Source organism: Burkholderia sp. JKS000303 (genome assembly GCF_002563755.1).
Taxonomy (GTDB): Bacteria; Pseudomonadota; Gammaproteobacteria; order Burkholderiales; family Burkholderiaceae; genus Burkholderia; species Burkholderia anthina_B.
Genome location: NZ_PDBZ01000001.1, coordinates 936,063 through 954,324, shown reverse-complemented (window position 1 = coordinate 954,324; position 18,262 = coordinate 936,063). Strand labels below are relative to the sequence as shown.

Below are 18,262 nucleotides of genomic sequence, written 5' to 3'. Positions count from 1 at the left end.
TTTCAAGGAGCCACATCAATGAAGACGATTGCTGAAATCGTGAAGCTGGGCCCGGTCATTCCGGTGCTCGCATTCGACTCGGTCGAGCAGGGCGAACACGTGTCGCGCGCGTTGCACGCGGGCGGCGTCAAGGTGCTCGAGATCACGCTGCGCACGCCGGCGGGCCTCGAGGCGATCCAGCGCGCGAGCCAGCTCGCGGACGACATCGTGGTCGGCGTCGGCACGATCACGAAGCCCGAGCACTGCGCTCAGGCGAAGCGCGCGGGCGCGAAGTTCGGCGTGTCGCCGGGCCTCACGAAGGACCTGCACCTCGCGTCGCTCGACGCGGACCTGCCGCTGCTGCCGGGCGTGATGACGCCGAGCGACATCATCCAGGCGCTCGAATTCGGCTACGAGATCGTCAAGTTCTTCCCCGCGCAGCAAGCCGGCGGCGTGCCGATGCTGCAGGCGTTCCACGGTCCGTTCCCGGCGCTGAAGTTCTGCCCGACCGGCGGCATCACGGTCGAGAGCGCGCCGAATTTCCTGAAGCTGCCGAACGTCGTGTGCGTCGGCGGCTCGTGGCTCACGCCGAAGGCCGCGCTCGCCGCGCAGGACTGGGCCGAAGTCACGCGTCTCGCGCAAGCCGCGAGCCAGCTCCCCCGTTAAGTCTTGCACGACATGGTAGTCTGACCCTCGGAAGACAAGTGCCTTAGTGCTTGTTTTACCGAGGGTTTTTGCTGATGGAACCGGTTCTATCCGTGAACCGTAAAGATAAGTAAAATTCAGCGTCCTGACGGGGTGGGGTGGGTATCCCCCCGTGTTTCGGAGACATGTATAGCCGGGCATACTCGCTACAACTCGCCCGGTTCGAACAATCCAAGGAGGAGTGCCACATGGGGGCTGTCCAAGGCAGCATGCTGCTCATATTCACGCTGATCGCGATCGCCGCGCTGATCCTGATGATCGCGCGTTTCAAGATCTACCCGTTCCTGGTGCTGATCATCGTTTCGCTTGGCCTGGGTCTCGCCGTCGGCATGCCGATGGACAAGATCGTCAAGTCGTTCGAAGCGGGCACCGGCGGCACGCTCGGCCACATTGCGATCGTCGTCGGCCTCGGCACGATGCTCGGCAAGATGATGGCCGAATCGGGCGGCGCCGAGCGGATCGCGACCACGCTGATCGACTGGTTCGGTGAAAAGAACATCCACTGGGCGATGATGTTCGTCGCGATCATCGTCGGCCTGCCGGTGTTCTTCGAAGTCGGCTTCGTGCTGCTGATCCCGATCGCGTTCAACGTTGCGAAACGCACCGGCAAATCGCTGCTCGTCGTCGGCCTGCCGATGGTGGCCGGCCTGTCGGTCGTGCACGGGCTGATCCCGCCGCACCCGGCCGCGCTGCTGGCCGTCCAGCAATACGGCGCCGATATCGGCAAGACGATCGCGTTCGGCCTGATCGTCGGCGTGCCGACCGCGATCATCGCGGGCCCGCTGTTCGCGCTGACGATCTCGAAGTTCGTGAAGCTGCCGGAAAACAACCCGCTCGCGGCGCAGTTCGTCGATACGCACTCGAACGGCCGCACGCGCGAGCTGCCGGGTTTCGGCATCACGCTGTTCACGATCCTGCTGCCCGTCGTGCTGATGCTCGTCGGCAGCTGGGCCGACCTGGTGTTCGCACCGAAGTCGCTGCCGAACAACCTGCTGCGCTTTGCCGGCAACTCCGACGTCGCGCTGCTGATCGCCGTGCTGGTGAGCTTCTTCACGTTCGGCAAGCTGCAAGGCTTCAACCGCGACCAGATCCAGAAGTTCTGCGGCGAGTGTCTGGCGCCGATCGCCGGCATCACGCTGATCGTCGGCGCGGGCGGCGGCTTCGGCGGCGTCCTGCGCGACAGCGGGATCTCGCAGCAGATCGTCGAGACCGCGAAGCACGCGCACCTGTCGCCGCTGCTGCTCGGCTGGTTCGTCGCGGCGCTGATGCGTCTCGCCACGGGCTCGGCCACGGTCGCGATGACGACGGCCTGCGGCATCGTCGCACCGATCGCCGCAGCGGCCGGCACGACGGTCAGCCCGGAACTGCTGGTGCTCGCCACCGGCTCGGGTTCGCTGATCTTCTCGCACGTGAATGACGGCGGCTTCTGGCTGATCAAGGAATACTTCGGGATGACGGTCGGTCAGACGTTCAAGACCTGGTCGTTGCTCGAAACCATCATCTCGTTGCTGGGTTTGGGCTTCACGTTGGTGCTGAGCATCGTTCTGTAACAAGGGGTAGTCAATGATTCTGATCGCAATGGGCGTGTCGGGCGCGGGCAAGTCGCGAATCGGCGAAATGCTGGCGGAACGCCTGGCGTGCAGCTATACCGACGGCGACGCGTTTCACAGCGCGGCGAACAAGGAAAAGATGCACCAGGGCATTCCGCTGACCGACGACGACCGCTGGCCGTGGCTGCGCACGATCCGCGCGGCCATCGAGGAAAAGCAGCAGGCCGGAGAGACGGCCGTGTTCACGTGCTCGTCGCTGAAGCGTTCGTACCGCGACGTGCTGCGCGGCACCGACACCGACGTGCGGTTCGTGTATCTGAAGGGTTCGTTCGAGGTGTTGCACGAGCGCCTGAAGACCCGCACCGGCCATTTCTTCGATCCGTCGCTGCTGAAAAGCCAGCTCGACACGCTCGAGGAACCGGGCGAGGACGAAGCGATCGTGGTCAGTATCGAGTTGACGCCCGAGCAGATCGTTGACGAAGTGATGGTGAAGATCGGCCTCGCGCAGCAGCACTGAGCGCGGTGCGCGGCAGTCGTCGCGCGAAACTGAAAAAGGCGCCCTGCGGGGCGCCTTTTTCGTTGGCGGCGAGCAAACCGGTCAGGCGGCGCACGCGTGCTGCGCGATGCCGTTGAGCAGCACGTCGACCATCGTGTCGTACACGGCGGCCGGATCGAGCTGCGCATACAGCGGCGCGGCCGACTTGACGAGCGGGTGCTCGGCGTCGGACAGCGCATTCATCTCCGCGAGCTCGACGTCGTTCGCCGGCCGCGTGAGGCCGCCGGCTTCCGCGGCGGCGAGCCCGATCACGCTCGCATACCAGCCGACGCATACCGACGGCAGCGCCGCGCGCGCAATGCCGGCGTCGACCAGCGCGCGATGCACGGCCTCGATGTGCGCGAGATCGGCCGGGCCGGTGCTCATGTGACGCTGCAGCAGCGCGAACGCGGCCGGATGGCGCAGCGCGAGCGCGCGGTACTGGCGCGCGAGATCGCGCAGCCGCTCGCGCCACGGCAAGGTATCGTCGACCGGCACCAGCGAGCGCGACAGCGCATTCGCGATCGCGCGGCTCAGGCCGTCCTTCGACTTGAAGTGGTACAGCACGCTCATCGGGTCGCAGCCGACCGACAGCGCGAGCTTGCGCACGCTGAATGCGGCTTCGCCGACTTCTTCGAGCAGCGCGAGCGCGGCCGCGACGATCGCGTCCTTGTCGAGGCCACGCGGGCCTTGAGCGGGTTTGTCTTTCATGGGGAAGGCGAGGCGGGCAGCTGTAATCTTGACGAAAGTGTATTCTACGCTGTAGAATTATTTCTGCGGTGTAGAAATTGGGTGTCCCGGCACCTTTCAATGCGTGCTTTGCACGGTCCGGGATCCAGGCAGACACGAGCGTGCCTGCCGTCAACACGGGCCATTGCGCCCTTTATCTCGTTGACACCCAAGTGGAACCGGCTGCCCCACCCGCGAAGCCTCACGGCTCTTCGACAGGCGGCCCAAGACCATGCAAGTGCAATCATGACTTCCAGCAACACACCCCTGATCCAGGGCGAATCGCGTTTCGACCAGACGCAACTGAATATCGAGAAGGACAACTGGAACTGGTGCGATCCGTCGCGCTACGACGGCGGCCGTCCGGCCAACTGGTACGAGGCATCGCTGTCGCACCATGACAACAGCGCGCCGCTCGTGCACGACGCCGTGTGCGACGTGCTCGTGATCGGCGCCGGGTTGCTCGGCGCATCGGCCGCGCTGCATCTCGCGGAAGCGGGCGTCGACACGATCCTCGTCGACAAGCATCACGTCGGATCGGCCGCGTCGGGCCGCAACGGCGGCCAGCTCACGCCGGGCCTTGCGCGCTGGGAAGCGGCCGACATGATCGACCACCTGTCGCACGACGATGCGAAGCGGCTGTGGCGCTTCGCGTCGGCCGAGTCGATGGACCTGATCGACGCGATCGGCGCGCGTTACGCACTCGATCTCGACCGCAAGCGCGGCCACGTGACGGCGGCGGTCCACCCGGGCCACATGAGCGCGCTGCTCGACGGCGCGGACGCCCGCCGCCATCTCGGCGACGCCGGCGTGACGCTCGTCGGCCGCCACCAGCTGCACGACGAATACGTGCGCTCCGGGCTGTATCACGGCGCGGCGGTCGACGCGATCGGCGGGCAGATTCATCCGCTCGCGCTGGTGCGCGGTCTCGTGCACGGCTTCCGGCTGAACGGCGGCGCACTGTACGAAGGCACCGAGGTGCTCGAGCTCGACGAAACGCCCGAAGGTGTGGTCGCGACGACGCCGGGCGGCACGATCACCGCGCGCAAGGGCGTCGTGCTCGCGCTGCACAACACGACGTTCCGGCTGCTCGACGACGGCGCTGCGACCACCGTGCCGTTCTTCACGTACGTGAGCGTGACGGCGCCGCTCGACGTCGACGTCGCGACGCTGATGCCGGCCGGCATGCCGGTGTACGACACGCAGTTCCAGATCGACTACTACCGGCCGGTGCGCGGCAACCGCCTGCTGTTCGGCGGGCAGGGCACCGGCACCTGCTGGGCGCAGCCCGACGTCAACGCGTATCTGCTGACGCGGCTGAACACGGTGTTCCCGCAGCACGACGGCCGTTTCGCGCTCGACTACTGCTGGAGCGGCGTCAGCGACTTCACGCTGAACGGCGCGACCGACAGCCGCAAGACCGATGGCCGCGTGCCGATGTACATGGTGCAGGGCTGGAGCGGGCACGGCGTCGCGCAGACGGTGCGGATCGGCAAGGCGATCTGCGACGATTTCGTCGGCCGCAACGACGATTTCTCGATGCTGACCGGCATCGACCATCGCGAGATTCCGCTCGGCCGGCAACTGTCGCCGATCGCGATTCCCGCTGCGAAGGCGGCGATGAGCGTGATGAGTGCGCTGAATCCGGGGCGGATGATCTCGTTCTGACCGGACTGCGACAGCAACAAAAAAGCCCGATGCGAGCGATCGCATCGGGCTTTTTTCCGTCCGGCGACGGCGGCGCTTACGCGATCCGCTTCGCGAGTTCGACGGCCTTGCCGATGTACGACGCAGGCGTCATCGCGAGCAGGCGGTCCTTCGCGTCCTGCGGGATCGCCAGCGTGCCGACGAATTCCTGCAGCGCTTCGCGCGTGATGCCCTTGCCGCGCGTCAGTTCCTTCAGCTGCTCGTACGGGTTCTCGATGCCGTAGCGGCGCATCACCGTCTGCACCGGCTCCGCGAGCACTTCCCAGCAGTTGTCGAGATCGTCGTTCAGGCGCTGCGGGTTCACTTCGAGCTTGTCGAGGCCGCGGATCAGCGAGTCGTACGCGAGCAGCGAGTAGCCGAGCGCGACGCCCATGTTGCGCAGCACCGTCGAGTCGGTCAGGTCACGCTGCCAGCGCGACACCGGCAGCTTGTCGGCGAGGTGGCGCAGCGTCGCGTTCGCGAGGCCGAGGTTGCCTTCCGAGTTCTCGAAGTCGATCGGGTTGACCTTGTGCGGCATCGTCGACGAGCCGATTTCGCCGGCCTTCGTCTTCTGCTTGAAGTAGCCGACCGAGATGTAGCCCCACACGTCGCGGTCGAGGTCGAGCAGGATCGTGTTCGCGCGGGCGACCGCGTCGAACAGCTCGGCCATGTAGTCGTGCGGCTCGATCTGGATCGTGTACGGGTTGAACGTGAGCTTCAGGCGGTTTTCGATCACGTCGCGCGAGAACGCTTCCCAGTCGAATTCCGGATACGCGGAGAGATGCGCGTTGAAGTTGCCGACCGCGCCGTTCATCTTGCCGAGGATCTCGACCTTCTCGATGCGCGTGATCGCGCGCGCGAGGCGCGCGGCGACGTTCGCGAGTTCCTTGCCGAGCGTCGTCGGGCTGGCAGGCTGGCCGTGCGTGCGCGACAGCATCGGCTGTTCGGCCAGCGCGTGCGACAGCGCGACGAGGCGCTGGTACACCGTGCGCAGCGCCGGCACGATCACGTGCTCCCGCGCGCCGGCGAGCATCATCCCGTGCGACGTGTTGTTGATGTCTTCGGACGTGCACGCGAAGTGGATGAATTCGCTGGCCTTCTCGAGTTCGGCCTGACCCTTCACCGATTCCTTCAGCCAGTATTCGACGGCCTTCACGTCGTGGTTCGTCACGCGCTCGATTTCCTTGATGCGCGCGGCGTCGTGCGCGGTGAAGCGCTCGGCGAGCTGCAGCAGGAATTGTTCGGACGCTTCGGAGAAGCGCGGGACTTCCGCGAAGCCGGCGCGCGACAGCGCGATCAGCCAGTGCACCTCGACGGTGACGCGGTGGCGCATGAAAGCGGCTTCGGAGAGCCAGTCGCGCAGCGCTTCGGTCTTGCTGGCGTAGCGGCCGTCAATGGGCGAGAGCGCGGTGAGGGCGAAAAGCGTATCGGGACGAGTGTCGGACATGATCGGGCGGGGCCTTGGGGCCGGGGCGAACGAGGGGGAGGAGAATCCGGCATTTTACCATTGGCGCGGGTCGAGCCCGGCCGAACGGCGCCGGCCGCCGCCGCGACGGGCGCTCGACACCCCGGCGGGCCGTGGGCAGCGCCCGAACGACGTCCCGGCGGGGCAGGCGAACCGCGTCGCCGGGCCGCGCGGCGGCGGGCAGCGAACCCTGGACAACACCGTCGGCCGGGCCCGCCCGCCGGTAGAATGCAGGCTTCTACCCGACCGCCGCTGCCGCGCCCGCCTGCATGGAACTGAAATGGCTCGAAGACTTCGTCTCGCTCGCGGAAACGCGCAGCTTTAGCCGGTCCGCCGAACTGCGGCACGTGTCGCAGCCTGCGTTCTCGCGGCGCATCCAGGCGCTCGAGGCGTGGCTCGCGACCGAACTGATCGATCGTTCCGTCTATCCGACGCGGCTCACGCAGGCCGGCCAGATCTTCTACGAGCAGGCGCTGACGATGCTGTCGCAGGCACACGAGGCGCGCACGCTGCTGCGCGGCCACGTCGGCGCGCCGGTGCCGACCATCGAGTTCGCGGTGCCGCACACGCTGTCGCTCACGTATTTCCCGCGCTGGCTGCAGCGGATCGAGGCGAAGATGGGGCAGGTTCACACGCGGCTGCGCGCGCTGAACGTGCACGACGCGGTGCTGTCGCTCGTCGAGGGCGGCTGCGACCTGGTGATGGGCTATCACCACCCGAGCCACCCGGTCGCGCTCGACCCGGCCCGCTACGACATGCTGGTGCTCGGCGCGGAGCCGATCAGCGCGTTCTCCGCGCCGGGCCGCGCGGGCCGGCCGCGCTACACGCTGCCGGGCACGGCCGAGGCGCGCGTGCCGTACCTGTCGTATACGCCGAACGCGTACCTCGGCCGGATGACCGAAGTCATCGTGGCGAACGCACCGACGTCGCTGTTCCTCGATCGCGTGTACGAAACCGACATGGCCGAAGGGCTGAAGGCGATGGCGCTCGCCGGTCACGGCGTCGCGTTCCTGCCGCACAGCGCGGTCGAGGACGCGGTGGCCGGCGGCCGCCTGATCCGGCTCGACCGCTCCGCGCGCGGTGGCACGCATCCGTTCACGCTGACGATGGAGATCCGGCTCTACTGCGACAAGCTCGCGCTGCAGGGCGACGATCCGCGGCAGAAGCTCGTGCGCGCGCTGTGGGAAGTCGTGCGCGACGAGCTGCGCGAAACGACGGATTGACCGCAACCGGTCGCAGATTCGCTGACGACCACCTTGCGACACCTGTCGGACGCCTGTCCGGTGGGCCCCCCACGGATTTCCGGAATGATTTTTCACGCACGCGATGCACGACCGATCGCGTGCGTTCTTGCGCAAATCGACCGCAGATTTGCGAAAAATCGCGATCATGCAAGAAACGCATAATCGAATAAGCAAACGGCATTGGATAAAAAAAACGGGTTTTTCGACAATGTGCGCAATCCGTTGAACGTTGGAGCGTCCATGTCTTCGCAACTGCAGTCCATCCCGTCCTACCTTCACGCCGACGATCTCGGCCCGTGGGGCAACTATCTTCAGCAGGTCGATCGCGTCGCGCCGTATCTCGGCTCGCTGTCGCGCTGGCTTGAAACGCTGAAGCGTCCGAAGCGCATCCTGATCGTCGACTGCCCGATCGAGCTCGACAACGGCACCGTCGCGCACTTCGAAGGCTATCGCGTGCAGCACAACGTGTCGCGCGGTCCGGGCAAGGGCGGCGTGCGCTACCACCAGGATGTGACGCTGTCGGAAGTGATGGCACTGTCCGCGTGGATGTCGGTGAAGAACGCGGCCGTGAACGTGCCGTACGGCGGTGCGAAGGGCGGCATCCGCGTCGACCCGCGCAAGCTGTCGCGCGGTGAACTCGAGCGCGTGACGCGCCGCTACACCAGCGAAATCGGCATCATCATCGGCCCGAACACCGACATTCCGGCGCCGGACGTCAACACCAACGAACAGGTGATGGCGTGGATGATGGACACGTACTCGATGAACCAGGGCCAGACGTCGACCGGCGTCGTGACCGGCAAGCCGATCGCGCTCGGCGGTTCGCTCGGCCGCAAGGAAGCAACGGGCCGCGGCGTGTTCGTCGTCGGCTGCGAAGCGGCGAAGAAGAAGGGCCTCGAAATCGAAGGCGCACGCATTGCGGTGCAGGGCTTCGGCAACGTCGGCGGCATCGCGGCGAAGCTGTTCCAGGAAGCGGGTTCGAAGGTGATCGCGGTGCAGGATCACACGGGCACGATCTACCAGCCGGCCGGCCTTGATTCGAACAAGCTGCTCGACCACGTGGCACGTACGGGCGGCGTCGCGGGCTTCGAAGGCGCCGAGCCGATGGCCAACGAAGAATTCTGGACCGTCGAAACCGACATCCTGATCCCGGCGGCACTGGAAAACCAGATCACCGAGAAGAACGCAGCGAAGATCCGCACGAAGATCATCGTCGAAGGCGCAAACGGCCCGACGACGACGGCGGCCGACGACATCCTGAGCGCGAACGGCGTGCTCGTGATCCCGGACGTGATCGCGAATGCGGGTGGCGTGACCGTGTCGTACTTCGAATGGGTGCAGGATTTCTCGAGCTTCTTCTGGACGGAAGACGAGATCAACCACCGTCTCGAACGCGTGATGCGCGAAGCGTTCGCCGGCGTGTGGGCGGTTTCGGAAGAGCACAAGGTGACCGTGCGTACGGCGGCGTTCATCGTCGCGTGCAAGCGCATCCTGATGGCGCGCGAAATGCGCGGCCTGTATCCCTGATCCGTCATTGCCGATCGTCGATCGGTTGACTACGATCAATGCATGACGCAATCCACCCGATTGCGTGCATGAGCCCTCGCGGGCGGTGCCGAATCCGGCACCGCCCGCGCGCGCATTCGGGGCGCCCGAAGCCGGGAGGACGGCTTCGCACAGGGCGATTCGTAGTGCGGTAAACAACCAGTTCTTTCAAAAATATTACTTTGATACACTGGCGCGGGTTTTAGCCAAGGAGATGACCAAAATGAAATACCACAAGGCAGTCCTGATGGTCGCGGCGCTGTGCGCGTTCGCGAGCGGCGCGCATGCACAGGAGACCGGCACGCTGAAGAAGATCAAGGACACGGGCGTAATCGCGCTGGGGCACCGCGAATCGTCGATCCCGTTCTCTTACTATGACCAGAACCAGCAGGTCGTCGGCTATTCGCGCGAATTCCAGATGAAGGTCGTGGACGCGGTGAAGAAGAAGCTGAACCTGCCGAACCTGCAGGTCAAGAACATCCCGATCACGTCGCAGAACCGCATCCCGCTCGTGCAGAACGGCACGGTCGACATCGAGTGCGGCTCGACCACCAACAACGCCGAGCGTCAGCAGCAAGCGGCGTTCTCCGACACGATCTTCGTGATCGGCACGCGCCTGATGACGAAGAAGGATTCGGGCATCAAGGACTTCGCGGACCTGAAGGGCAAGACGGTCGTGACCACCGCCGGCACGACGTCCGAGCGCCTGCTGCGCAAGATGAACAACGAGAAGCAGATGGGCATGAACATCATCAGCGCGAAGGATCACGGCGATTCGTTCAACACGCTGGAATCGGGCCGCGCGGTCGCGTTCATGATGGACGACGCGCTGCTCGCGGGCGAGCGCGCGAAGGCGAAGCAGCCGGGCGAGTGGGTGATCGTCGGCACGCCGCAATCGGAAGAGGCATACGGCTGCATGATGCGCAAGGGCGATGCCGACTTCAAGAAGGTCGTCGACGACGCGATCTCGCAAGTCGAGAAGTCGGGCGAAGCCGCGAAGATCTACACGAAGTGGTTCGAAAGCCCGATTCCGCCGAAGGGGCTGAACCTGAACTTCCCGCTGTCCGATTCGATGAAGAAGCTGTACGCGAACCCGAACGACAAGGCGCTCGACTGACCACGCGGTCGTTGATGCAGAAATGACGCTACTGAAACGGAAGAGGCCATGCTTCTTCCGTTTCTTTTTGCTGGAGTCTTGCCCATGTCTTACCACTGGAACTGGGGCATCTTCCTGAGCCCCGTCTCGACCGGCGAGCCGACGACTTATTTCGGATGGCTGATGTCCGGCTTCTGGGTGACGATCGAGGTGTCGCTCGCCGCCTGGGTCATCGCGCTGATCGTCGGGTCGCTGTTCGGCGTGCTGCGCACGGTGCCGAACAAATGGCTCGCCGCGATCGGCACCGTGTACGTGTCGATCTTCCGGAACATTCCGCTGATCGTGCAGTTCTTCGTCTGGTATCTCGTGATACCCGAGCTGCTGCCTGCGTCGATCGGCACCTGGATCAAGCAGTTGCCGCCGACCACGCAGTTCTTTACCGCGTCGATCATCTGTCTCGGCCTGTTCACGGGCGCGCGGGTGTGCGAACAGGTGCGCTCGGGCATCAACGCGCTGCCGAAGGGGCAGCGCGCGGCCGGCCTCGCGATGGGCTTCACGCAATGGCAGACGTATCGCTACGTGCTGCTGCCGGTTGCGTACCGGATCATCGTGCCGCCGCTCACGTCGGAGTTCCTCAACATCTTCAAGAACTCGGCGGTCGCGTCGACGATCGGCCTGCTCGATCTGTCCGCGCAGGCGCGCCAGCTTGTCGACTACACCGCGCAGACCTACGAGTCGTTCATCGCGGTCACGCTCGCGTACGTGCTCATCAACCTCGTGGTGATGGCGTTCATGCGCTGGATCGAAGGCCGCACGCGGCTGCCCGGCTACATCGGAGGCAAGTGATGCATCAGTTCGACTGGAGTAGTATTCCCGGCGCGATACCGACGCTGTGGTCGGGTGCGATCGTCACGTTCAAGATCACGCTGATCGCGATCGTCGTCGGCATCGTGTGGGGCACGCTGCTGGCGCTGATGCGGCTGTCCGGCGTGAAGCCGCTCGCGTGGTTCGCGAAAGCGTACGTGACGGTGTTCCGCTCGATCCCGCTCGTGATGGTGCTGCTGTGGTTCTTCCTGATCGTGCCGCAGCTGCTGCAGGGCGTGCTCGGGTTGTCGCCGACGATCGATATCCGCCTCGCATCGGCGATGGTCGCGTTCTCGCTGTTCGAAGCCGCGTATTATTCCGAGATCATCCGTGCCGGCATCCAGGCGGTGCCGCGCGGACAGGTGCACGCCGCGTTCGCGCTTGGCATGAACTACGCGCAGGCCATGCGCCTCGTGATCCTGCCGCAGGCGTTCCGCGCGATGGTGCCGCTGCTGCTCACGCAGGCGATCGTCCTGTTCCAGGATACGTCGCTCGTGTACGTGATCAGTCTCGCGGACTTCTTCCGCACGGCCGCCAACATCGGCGATCGCGACGGTACGACCGTCGAGATGGTCCTGTTCGCGGGCGCATGCTATTTCGTGATTTGCTCGTTGGCGTCTGTTCTCGTCAAGGGTCTCCAGAAAAAGGTCACCAGATGATTTCCATCAAGAACGTTTCGAAGTGGTATGGCCAGTTTCAGGTCCTTACCGAATGCACGACCGAGGTCAAGAAAGGCGAGGTGGTCGTCGTGTGCGGTCCGTCGGGGTCGGGCAAGTCGACGCTGATCAAGACCGTGAATGGCCTCGAGCCGTTCCAGCAAGGCGAGATCCTCGTGAACGGCCAGTCGGTCGGCGACAAGAAGACGAACCTGTCGAAGCTGCGCTCGAAGGTCGGGATGGTGTTTCAGCATTTCGAGCTGTTCCCGCACCTGTCGATCACCGAGAACCTGACGCTCGCGCAGATCAAGGTGCTCGGCCGCGGCAAGGACGAGGCGAACGACAAGGGCATGAAGCTGCTCGATCGCGTCGGCCTGAAGGCGCATGCGCACAAGTTTCCGGGCCAGTTGTCGGGCGGCCAGCAGCAGCGGGTCGCGATTGCGCGCGCGCTGTCGATGGACCCGATCGCGATGCTGTTCGACGAACCGACGTCCGCGCTCGATCCCGAGATGATCAACGAAGTGCTCGACGTGATGGTCGAACTCGCGCAGGAAGGGATGACGATGATGGTCGTCACGCACGAAATGGGCTTCGCGAAGAAGGTCGCCCATCGCGTGATCTTCATGGACAAGGGCGCCATCGTCGAGGACGACCGCAAGGACGATTTCTTCTCGAATCCGAAGTCGGAGCGCGCGAAGGACTTCCTCGCGAAGATCCTGCACTGAGCGTTCGCAACGCGCGCCGGGTGCGCGCCAATGAAAAAACCGCCTGGCCAATCGCCAGGCGGTTTTTTTTCGACGGTTGCCCGTCGGTCGTTACCAGCTGTAGCGGTAGCCGACCTGGCCGGTGATCCCGCGCCGGTAATCGCCGCCGATGTTGCGCGCGTACTTCGCGTTCGCGTACAGCTCGCCCGACTTGCCGAAGCCCGCGGTCACGCCGATGCCGAGCTCGTACCACGTGCGGCCCAGGTGCGTCGCGAACGGCGTGCCGCCGACGACGGTCTGGCCCGGCGACAGGAAGTCGTGCAGCACGTCGGCCGTGAAGTACGGCGTCGCGGCGCCGCCGCCCGCGTTCGCGTCGAGGTTCGGCCGGAAGATGCGCACGCCGACGCGCCCGCGCAGCGCGTTGGTCGTCGTGCCCGACACGGCCGACACGTTGTCGTTGAACCCGTTGAGCTTCAGGTACTGGTACATCAGCTGCGCCTGCGGCTCGACGGCGATCGGCGTGCCGCCGATCCCGAACGGCTTGCCGACTTCCTGCGACAGCGCGACGCCGAAGCCGTTCTGCGACGCCTCGTTGCCGTAGCTGTCGCGGTAGCGGTTGCCGTAGTGCGTCACCTGGCCGACGCTGTCGAAGTACGTGCCGTCGGACAGATAGCGCGTCCAGTAGCCGCCGATGCTCTGTGCGTGCATTTCGACCGAGCCCGTCGACGTCGACAGGCCCTGCGTATCGGCGCGCGCCATGTCGCTGAAGCTCGCGTTCGCGATGCCGATGCTCGCCGTCACGCCCGCGTGCGTGCTGCCGCCGGCGCTCGCCTGGTCGAGCGTCCAGTCCTTGCCGAACTGCGCGAAGAACGTGCGTTCGTCCGCCGCGAAGCGGCCCGCGTTCGCATCGAGGCTCTGCCCGCCGATGCGGCCCCATACGCCGTCGCGGTTGCCGGGCGCCTGCTTCTCGAGGTTGTAGATGTCGCCGACGCGTTCGTGCAGTCTGCCGAGCGTCGAGAAGCCGTAGTCGACGTTCAGCAGCGGCGTCATCGCATAGCCCGCGACACCCGGACGATAGGCGAGATTGCCGCCGTTGCCGTTGCCCGTGCCGCTCGGATCGACCGGGTCGCCGGGATCGGTCGGGTCGGTCGGATCGAGCTGCGAGCGCAGGTACCAGCCGTTCGCGTCGCTTTGCCCGCCGCGATAGAGCCGGTATTCGTACGCGCCGGCCTGCACCGGGCCCGCGAGATGGAACGCCGACGCAGCGGTCGTGCCGCCGTTGGCCGTGGCGACCACCTGAATCCCGTCGCCCTGCGTCTGCGCGCCGCTGCCGGCCGTGTTCGCGATCTTCAGGCCCGTCGTGCCGCTCGCGGCGCCGCCGTTCACGATCAGCTGGTCGGTCGGCGAGTGGTCGGCGCCGAGGTAGGTGTTCAGCGCGATCGTGCCGCCGTTGCCGACGTAGCTGCCGGTCGTCAGCGTCCGGTAGCTGCCCGCCACCGTCGGCGCGCCGGACGGCGCGGCGAATGCGACCAGGCCCGCGTTGTTCAGGCTGCTCAGCACCGAGCTGTCGGTCATGTGCCACGTGCTGGTGGGGTCGACGCTCAGCGCGACCGGGTCGATCTTGCCGGTCAGCGTCGTGCCGTTCGTCAGGAACACGTTGCCGGTGCTCGACGCGTCGGACACGATGTCGCCGGTCAGGTTCACGGCCGCCGCGCTGAAGGTCGCGTTGCTGCCGTTCGCGAGATCGAGCAGCGTGCCGTTGCCGGCCGTCACGACCGTGCCGTTGCGCACCGCGATGTCGACCGTGCCGCCGCGTGCGGCGAACGCCGGCCCGGCGACCGAGGCTACGCTGCCGCCGTCGACGAGCACCGAGCTCGTTGCGCCGGTGGCGAGCGTATCGGTGCTCAGCACGCCGGCCGTCGCGCCCTTGAGCGTCGTGCCGGTGAGCGCGAGCACGCCGCCGCCGTCGACGGTCGCGCCGTTGCCGGCCGTGCTCGCGATCGACGAACCCGTATCGCCGATGCGGCCGCCGTTCTGCGCGACCAGGCCATCGGCTGCCGCGCCCGTCGTGGAGAGCTTCGCGCCCGACAGCAGCACGGTCGCGCCGGTGTCCGCGACGATCGCGGGCGCGCCGGCACCCATCGTCGCGACAGTCGTGCCGGTGGCCGCGAGCGTCGAATCCGCGCCCGACACGAAGACGCCGCGTGCGGCGTCGCCGGCGGTGCGGATGACGCTCGCCGCATCGGTCGCGATGCGCGCGCCCGTGCCGGTCGACGACAACCCGTCGGCGCCGTTGCCGGTCGTGCCGATCTGCGTGCCCGACAACACGATCGTCGAACGGGTGCCGAGGTTGTCGATGCCCTTGCCGGAGCCGCCCACCGCGATCGACGTCGCGCCGGCCGCGATGCCGCCGTCCGACACGCTCGAGTCGATCAGCACGCCGTCGGCGCTGCCGTTCGCGACGACGGTGCCCGCGCCCGACAGCGCGACCGATGCGCCCGCGCCGGTCAGGTGCACGCCCGCGACGCCGTCGTCCGCTTCGATCGTGCCGGCGTTGGTCAGCGTCGCCGACGCACCCTGCACGAGCGCGCCGGTGCCGTCCGATACGCGAATCGTCGAGCCGTTGTTCACCGTGCCGAGCGTGCCGACCACGACACCCGTCGAGCCGGCGCCGGTCAACAGCACCGTGTTGTGGTTCTCGAGCGTGCCGAGATTCTGTGCGACGAAGCCCGTCACGCCGGCCGTCGACGACGTGACGGCCGCGTCGTTGGTCAGCGTCGTCGCCACCGGCGCATCGACGTTCGCGCCGGTAAGGTCGTGCGCCTGGCCGTCGACGACGCCCGCGATCGCGCCGCCCGCATTCAGGTTGATCGTCGCGCCCGCGTCGATCGTGCCCTGTGCGCCGCCTTCGAGCGTCACCGCGATGCCGTTCGCGCCGTTGACGTTGTAGACGGCGTCGCCGGTCGCGAGCGTGGTGCCGGCGCCCGTCGCCAGCACGCCGCGTGCGCGCTGGCCGTTCACGTCGGTCGTCAGCGTGCCGGCGGCCGACGAGCCCGTATAGGCGGCGCCGCCCGCGATCCGGAACAGCGTCGAGTCGTCGGTATCGACGCTCAGGCGCTGCGCGGCGACGTTGATGTTCGAGCCCGCGCCATATGCGTAGAAGCCGATCTGGTTCGTGCCCGACATGAAATGGGGCACCGCGTTCGCGCCGACGTCGATCGTCGCGCCCGAGCGCGCATGGACGCCGATCGCACCGTTCCCGGTCAGGTTGAGCGTGCCGTCGAGCGTGGCCTTGGCGAGCGGCCCTTCGGCCCACACGCCGTAGTTGCGCATGTCCGATGCCGGATCGAGCGCGCCGGCGACGTTGATCGTGCCGGTCGACGTGGCCGCCGTCGCGACCGAGCCGGTGCCGACCACCATGATGCCGATGCCGTTGACGCCGTTCAGCGTGATCGTGCCGGTGTTCGTCACGCTCGCCGCGGTGTTCGCCGCGAGCATGCCGACGTTCGCGAGCGGCGTGCCGGGCGCCGCGCCGTTCACGGCGATCGCGCCCGCGTTGAGCAGCGTGCCCGACGACGAGCCGATGCTCGCCATCCCCGCGCCGTTTTGCGTCTGCGAGCCGATGACGATCGTGCCGAGGTTGCTCGCGGTGCCCGATGCGCCGAGCAGGATGCCATACCCGTGCGCGGACAACGCGACATCGCGCGCGGCGGCGGCGGGATCGTACTGCGCCGCGCGGCCGAGATAGATCGTGCCGCCGGCCTCGTTCGTGAAGGTGCCGCCGGCCGCGAAACCGCCGATCACCTGGCTGTCGAGCGTCGTCGCGTTCACGCCGACGTTGATCGTGCCCGCGTTCGATGCGCTCGCGCCGTTCGTCACGGCCACCGCGTAGTTCTGCAGGTCGGGCTGGTCGCCGTCGAGCGACCACGCGCCGACGTTCATCACGCCGTTGTTCACGAACGTGGTGCCCGCGCCGCTCGCGTACACGCCGTTGCCTTCCGTGTACGCGTGGAAGCCGAAGTTGTCGGGCGGCGTGCTGCTGCTGGTGTCGACGTTCTCGCCCGACGCGTATCCGGACGAAATCACGCCGTTGTTGACGCCGCTCGCGCCGCTCAGCAGGCGCACCAGCGTGAAGTCGCCCGACAGGCGGCCGTCGTTGATGAAGTGCGCGCCGTTTTCCGCGAGGACGGCCGAACTGGATGCGATCGTGTTGGTGCCGCGGAAGTCGATCTGGCCGTCCTTGTCGATGTGCAGCGTCGCGTTCGCGCCGGTGCCGTGCATCACCGACAGGTGGTCGATCGGCAGCGCGTTCTTGTCGCCGGCCGATACGTTGTTCGCGTACTGGAAGGTTTCCTGCGAGAACGTGACGGCCTGGCCGAACGCGGTGTCGTAGGCGGTCTGCGAACCGAGCGCGCCGCTCTGGACCGAGCGTACGAGGAAGTCGTTGTACGCGGCGAGCGAGGCGGCGTCGGTGACGGTCCACGTGCTGCCGTCGAACGCGGTGAAGGTGCCGGCATAGGCCGGCACGTCGAGCTGGAGGTTGCCGACGGGGCCGCCGCTCGCGAGATAGTCGCCGGTGCCCATCCAGATCTGGTTGCGCGAGTTCCAGTTGACGACGCTGGGCGTTGTGCCGGTGCCGTCCGCGAAGGTCAGGTCCGTCTGCTTCGGCGCGATCGAGATCGCGTTGCCCGGCGCGTCGGGCGCGTTCGCCGGATTGCCGATGGATACGTTCAGCGTACCGCCGGAGCTTTCGACGGTGCCGATGCGCGTGTTCACGTACTGGTTGCCGTTCACGTCGTGGTAGACGGGCACGTTGGTGGTGCCGACCGTCGACGCGGAGAACGCGGACGAGTCGTAGGTCGCGACCGACGTATGGGTGCCCGTGATCGAGTCGGGCGTGCTGACGCTCTGCGTCTTGCCGCCGAGCGACAGCAGCGCCTGGTTCGGGTCGCCCGACACTATCGACGTGCTGCCGATCGGCGCAAGCGTATAGCCGGGGTCGCCGCCGGCGCCCGTCCAGGCGCCGCTCACGCCGACCGTGTCGCCGCCCGACACCGTCGTGGCGCCGACCAGGTTGCTGTTCACGGTCGGGCTGAAGCTGTCGAGCGTGCAGTTGCCGCCGCTTGCGACCGTCGAATTGTTGCCGCAGGTCGACGCGTACGCGGAGCCGGCCGACAGCGCGGCCAGCGCGGCCCCGAGCGCGGCCAGGCGCAGCGGCGAGCGACGGGTTGCCGCGCGGCCGGTGCCGCGACAGGTGCCCGATGTGCTGCCTGAACGCTTGCCGCGCGCCCGTGCGGTTTCCCCAACCGCGATCCAGCAGCCGGCGGTTTCGCTCCATATCGATCGAAATGAGTGATTCACGACATGCCTCTCTTTCTTTTTTTAAGTGATATTCACCGCGCTGCGGTGAAAGCGCATTCCGCGGTCGAAAAATGGCCCGGACGGGCGTGCGGCGGCCATTGCCGATTTCGCGCCAGTCGTGATCCGTTACGCCGAGGATGGAC

At 66.6% G+C, this 18,262-nt stretch carries 13 protein-coding genes; 10 read left to right on the top strand and 3 right to left on the bottom strand.

The features are described from left to right. Nucleotides 1-18: 18 nt before the first annotated feature. The 3 genes from eda to BX604_RS04510 all read left to right on the top strand — a co-directional run bounded on the left by eda (nucleotide 19) and on the right by BX604_RS04510 (nucleotide 2,751). Nucleotides 19-645, top strand: coding sequence for a bifunctional 4-hydroxy-2-oxoglutarate aldolase/2-dehydro-3-deoxy-phosphogluconate aldolase (gene eda, locus BX604_RS04525; protein WP_098549762.1), 627 nt, complete (start codon nucleotides 19-21; stop codon nucleotides 643-645). 227 nt (nucleotides 646-872) lie between these two features. After that, nucleotides 873-2,234, top strand: coding sequence for a GntP family permease (locus BX604_RS04515; RefSeq protein WP_098549761.1), 1,362 nt, complete (start codon nucleotides 873-875; stop codon nucleotides 2,232-2,234). A 13-nt stretch (nucleotides 2,235-2,247) separates the two neighbouring features. Continuing rightward, entirely contained in the window at nucleotides 2,248-2,751 is a 504-nt protein-coding gene (locus tag BX604_RS04510) for a gluconokinase (RefSeq protein ID WP_098549760.1), read from the top strand. Nucleotides 2,752-2,832: 81 nt separating this feature from the next. On the opposite strand, the gene BX604_RS04505 is transcribed toward BX604_RS04510, so the two are convergent. Next, nucleotides 2,833-3,480 carry a TetR/AcrR family transcriptional regulator gene (locus BX604_RS04505; protein ID WP_098549759.1) on the bottom strand — a complete coding sequence of 216 codons (648 nt, stop codon included), beginning with the start codon at nucleotides 3,478-3,480 and terminating at the stop codon, nucleotides 2,833-2,835. A 264-nt stretch (nucleotides 3,481-3,744) separates the two neighbouring features. On the opposite strand from BX604_RS04505, the gene BX604_RS04500 reads away from it, so the two are divergent. Then, complete coding sequence (locus BX604_RS04500; RefSeq protein WP_098549758.1) at nucleotides 3,745-5,166, top strand: NAD(P)/FAD-dependent oxidoreductase; 1,422 nt, start codon at nucleotides 3,745-3,747, stop codon at nucleotides 5,164-5,166. Between the two features lie 76 nt (nucleotides 5,167-5,242). Here BX604_RS04500 and purB read toward each other — a convergent pair whose 3' ends face one another. Then, a complete protein-coding gene (gene purB / locus BX604_RS04495; protein WP_098549757.1) occupies nucleotides 5,243-6,631 on the bottom strand; it encodes an adenylosuccinate lyase in 1,389 nt (462 codons plus the stop codon). A 287-nt stretch (nucleotides 6,632-6,918) separates the two neighbouring features. Here purB and BX604_RS04490 point away from each other — a divergent pair, with 287 nt between their 5' ends. The 6 genes from BX604_RS04490 (at nucleotide 6,919) to BX604_RS04465 (ending at nucleotide 12,779) form a co-directional block, all read left to right on the top strand. Further along, nucleotides 6,919-7,872 (top strand): LysR substrate-binding domain-containing protein, encoded by a 954-nt coding sequence (locus tag BX604_RS04490; RefSeq protein ID WP_098549756.1) that lies wholly within the window; start codon nucleotides 6,919-6,921, stop codon nucleotides 7,870-7,872. Between the two features lie 261 nt (nucleotides 7,873-8,133). Beyond that, nucleotides 8,134-9,420, top strand: a complete 1,287-nt coding sequence (locus tag BX604_RS04485; protein ID WP_098549755.1) for a Glu/Leu/Phe/Val family dehydrogenase — start codon at nucleotides 8,134-8,136, stop codon at nucleotides 9,418-9,420. A gap of 241 nt (nucleotides 9,421-9,661) precedes the next feature. Next, nucleotides 9,662-10,555 (top strand): glutamate/aspartate ABC transporter substrate-binding protein, encoded by an 894-nt coding sequence (locus BX604_RS04480; RefSeq protein ID WP_175801969.1) that lies wholly within the window; start codon nucleotides 9,662-9,664, stop codon nucleotides 10,553-10,555. 84 nt (nucleotides 10,556-10,639) lie between these two features. Continuing rightward, a complete protein-coding gene (locus BX604_RS04475) occupies nucleotides 10,640-11,380 on the top strand; it encodes an amino acid ABC transporter permease (protein ID WP_096506356.1) in 741 nt (246 codons plus the stop codon). Continuing rightward, a complete protein-coding gene (gene gltK / locus BX604_RS04470) occupies nucleotides 11,380-12,057 on the top strand; it encodes a glutamate/aspartate ABC transporter permease GltK (protein WP_098549753.1) in 678 nt (225 codons plus the stop codon). The genes BX604_RS04475 and gltK overlap by 1 nt, the downstream gene beginning before the upstream one ends. Beyond that, nucleotides 12,054-12,779 (top strand): amino acid ABC transporter ATP-binding protein, encoded by a 726-nt coding sequence (locus BX604_RS04465; protein ID WP_098549752.1) that lies wholly within the window; start codon nucleotides 12,054-12,056, stop codon nucleotides 12,777-12,779. The genes gltK and BX604_RS04465 overlap by 4 nt, the downstream gene beginning before the upstream one ends. Nucleotides 12,780-12,869: 90 nt before the next feature. On the opposite strand, the gene BX604_RS04460 is transcribed toward BX604_RS04465, so the two are convergent. Continuing rightward, complete coding sequence (locus BX604_RS04460; protein ID WP_098549751.1) at nucleotides 12,870-18,119, bottom strand: autotransporter outer membrane beta-barrel domain-containing protein; 5,250 nt, start codon at nucleotides 18,117-18,119, stop codon at nucleotides 12,870-12,872. Between the last annotated feature and the right edge of the window lie 143 nt (nucleotides 18,120-18,262).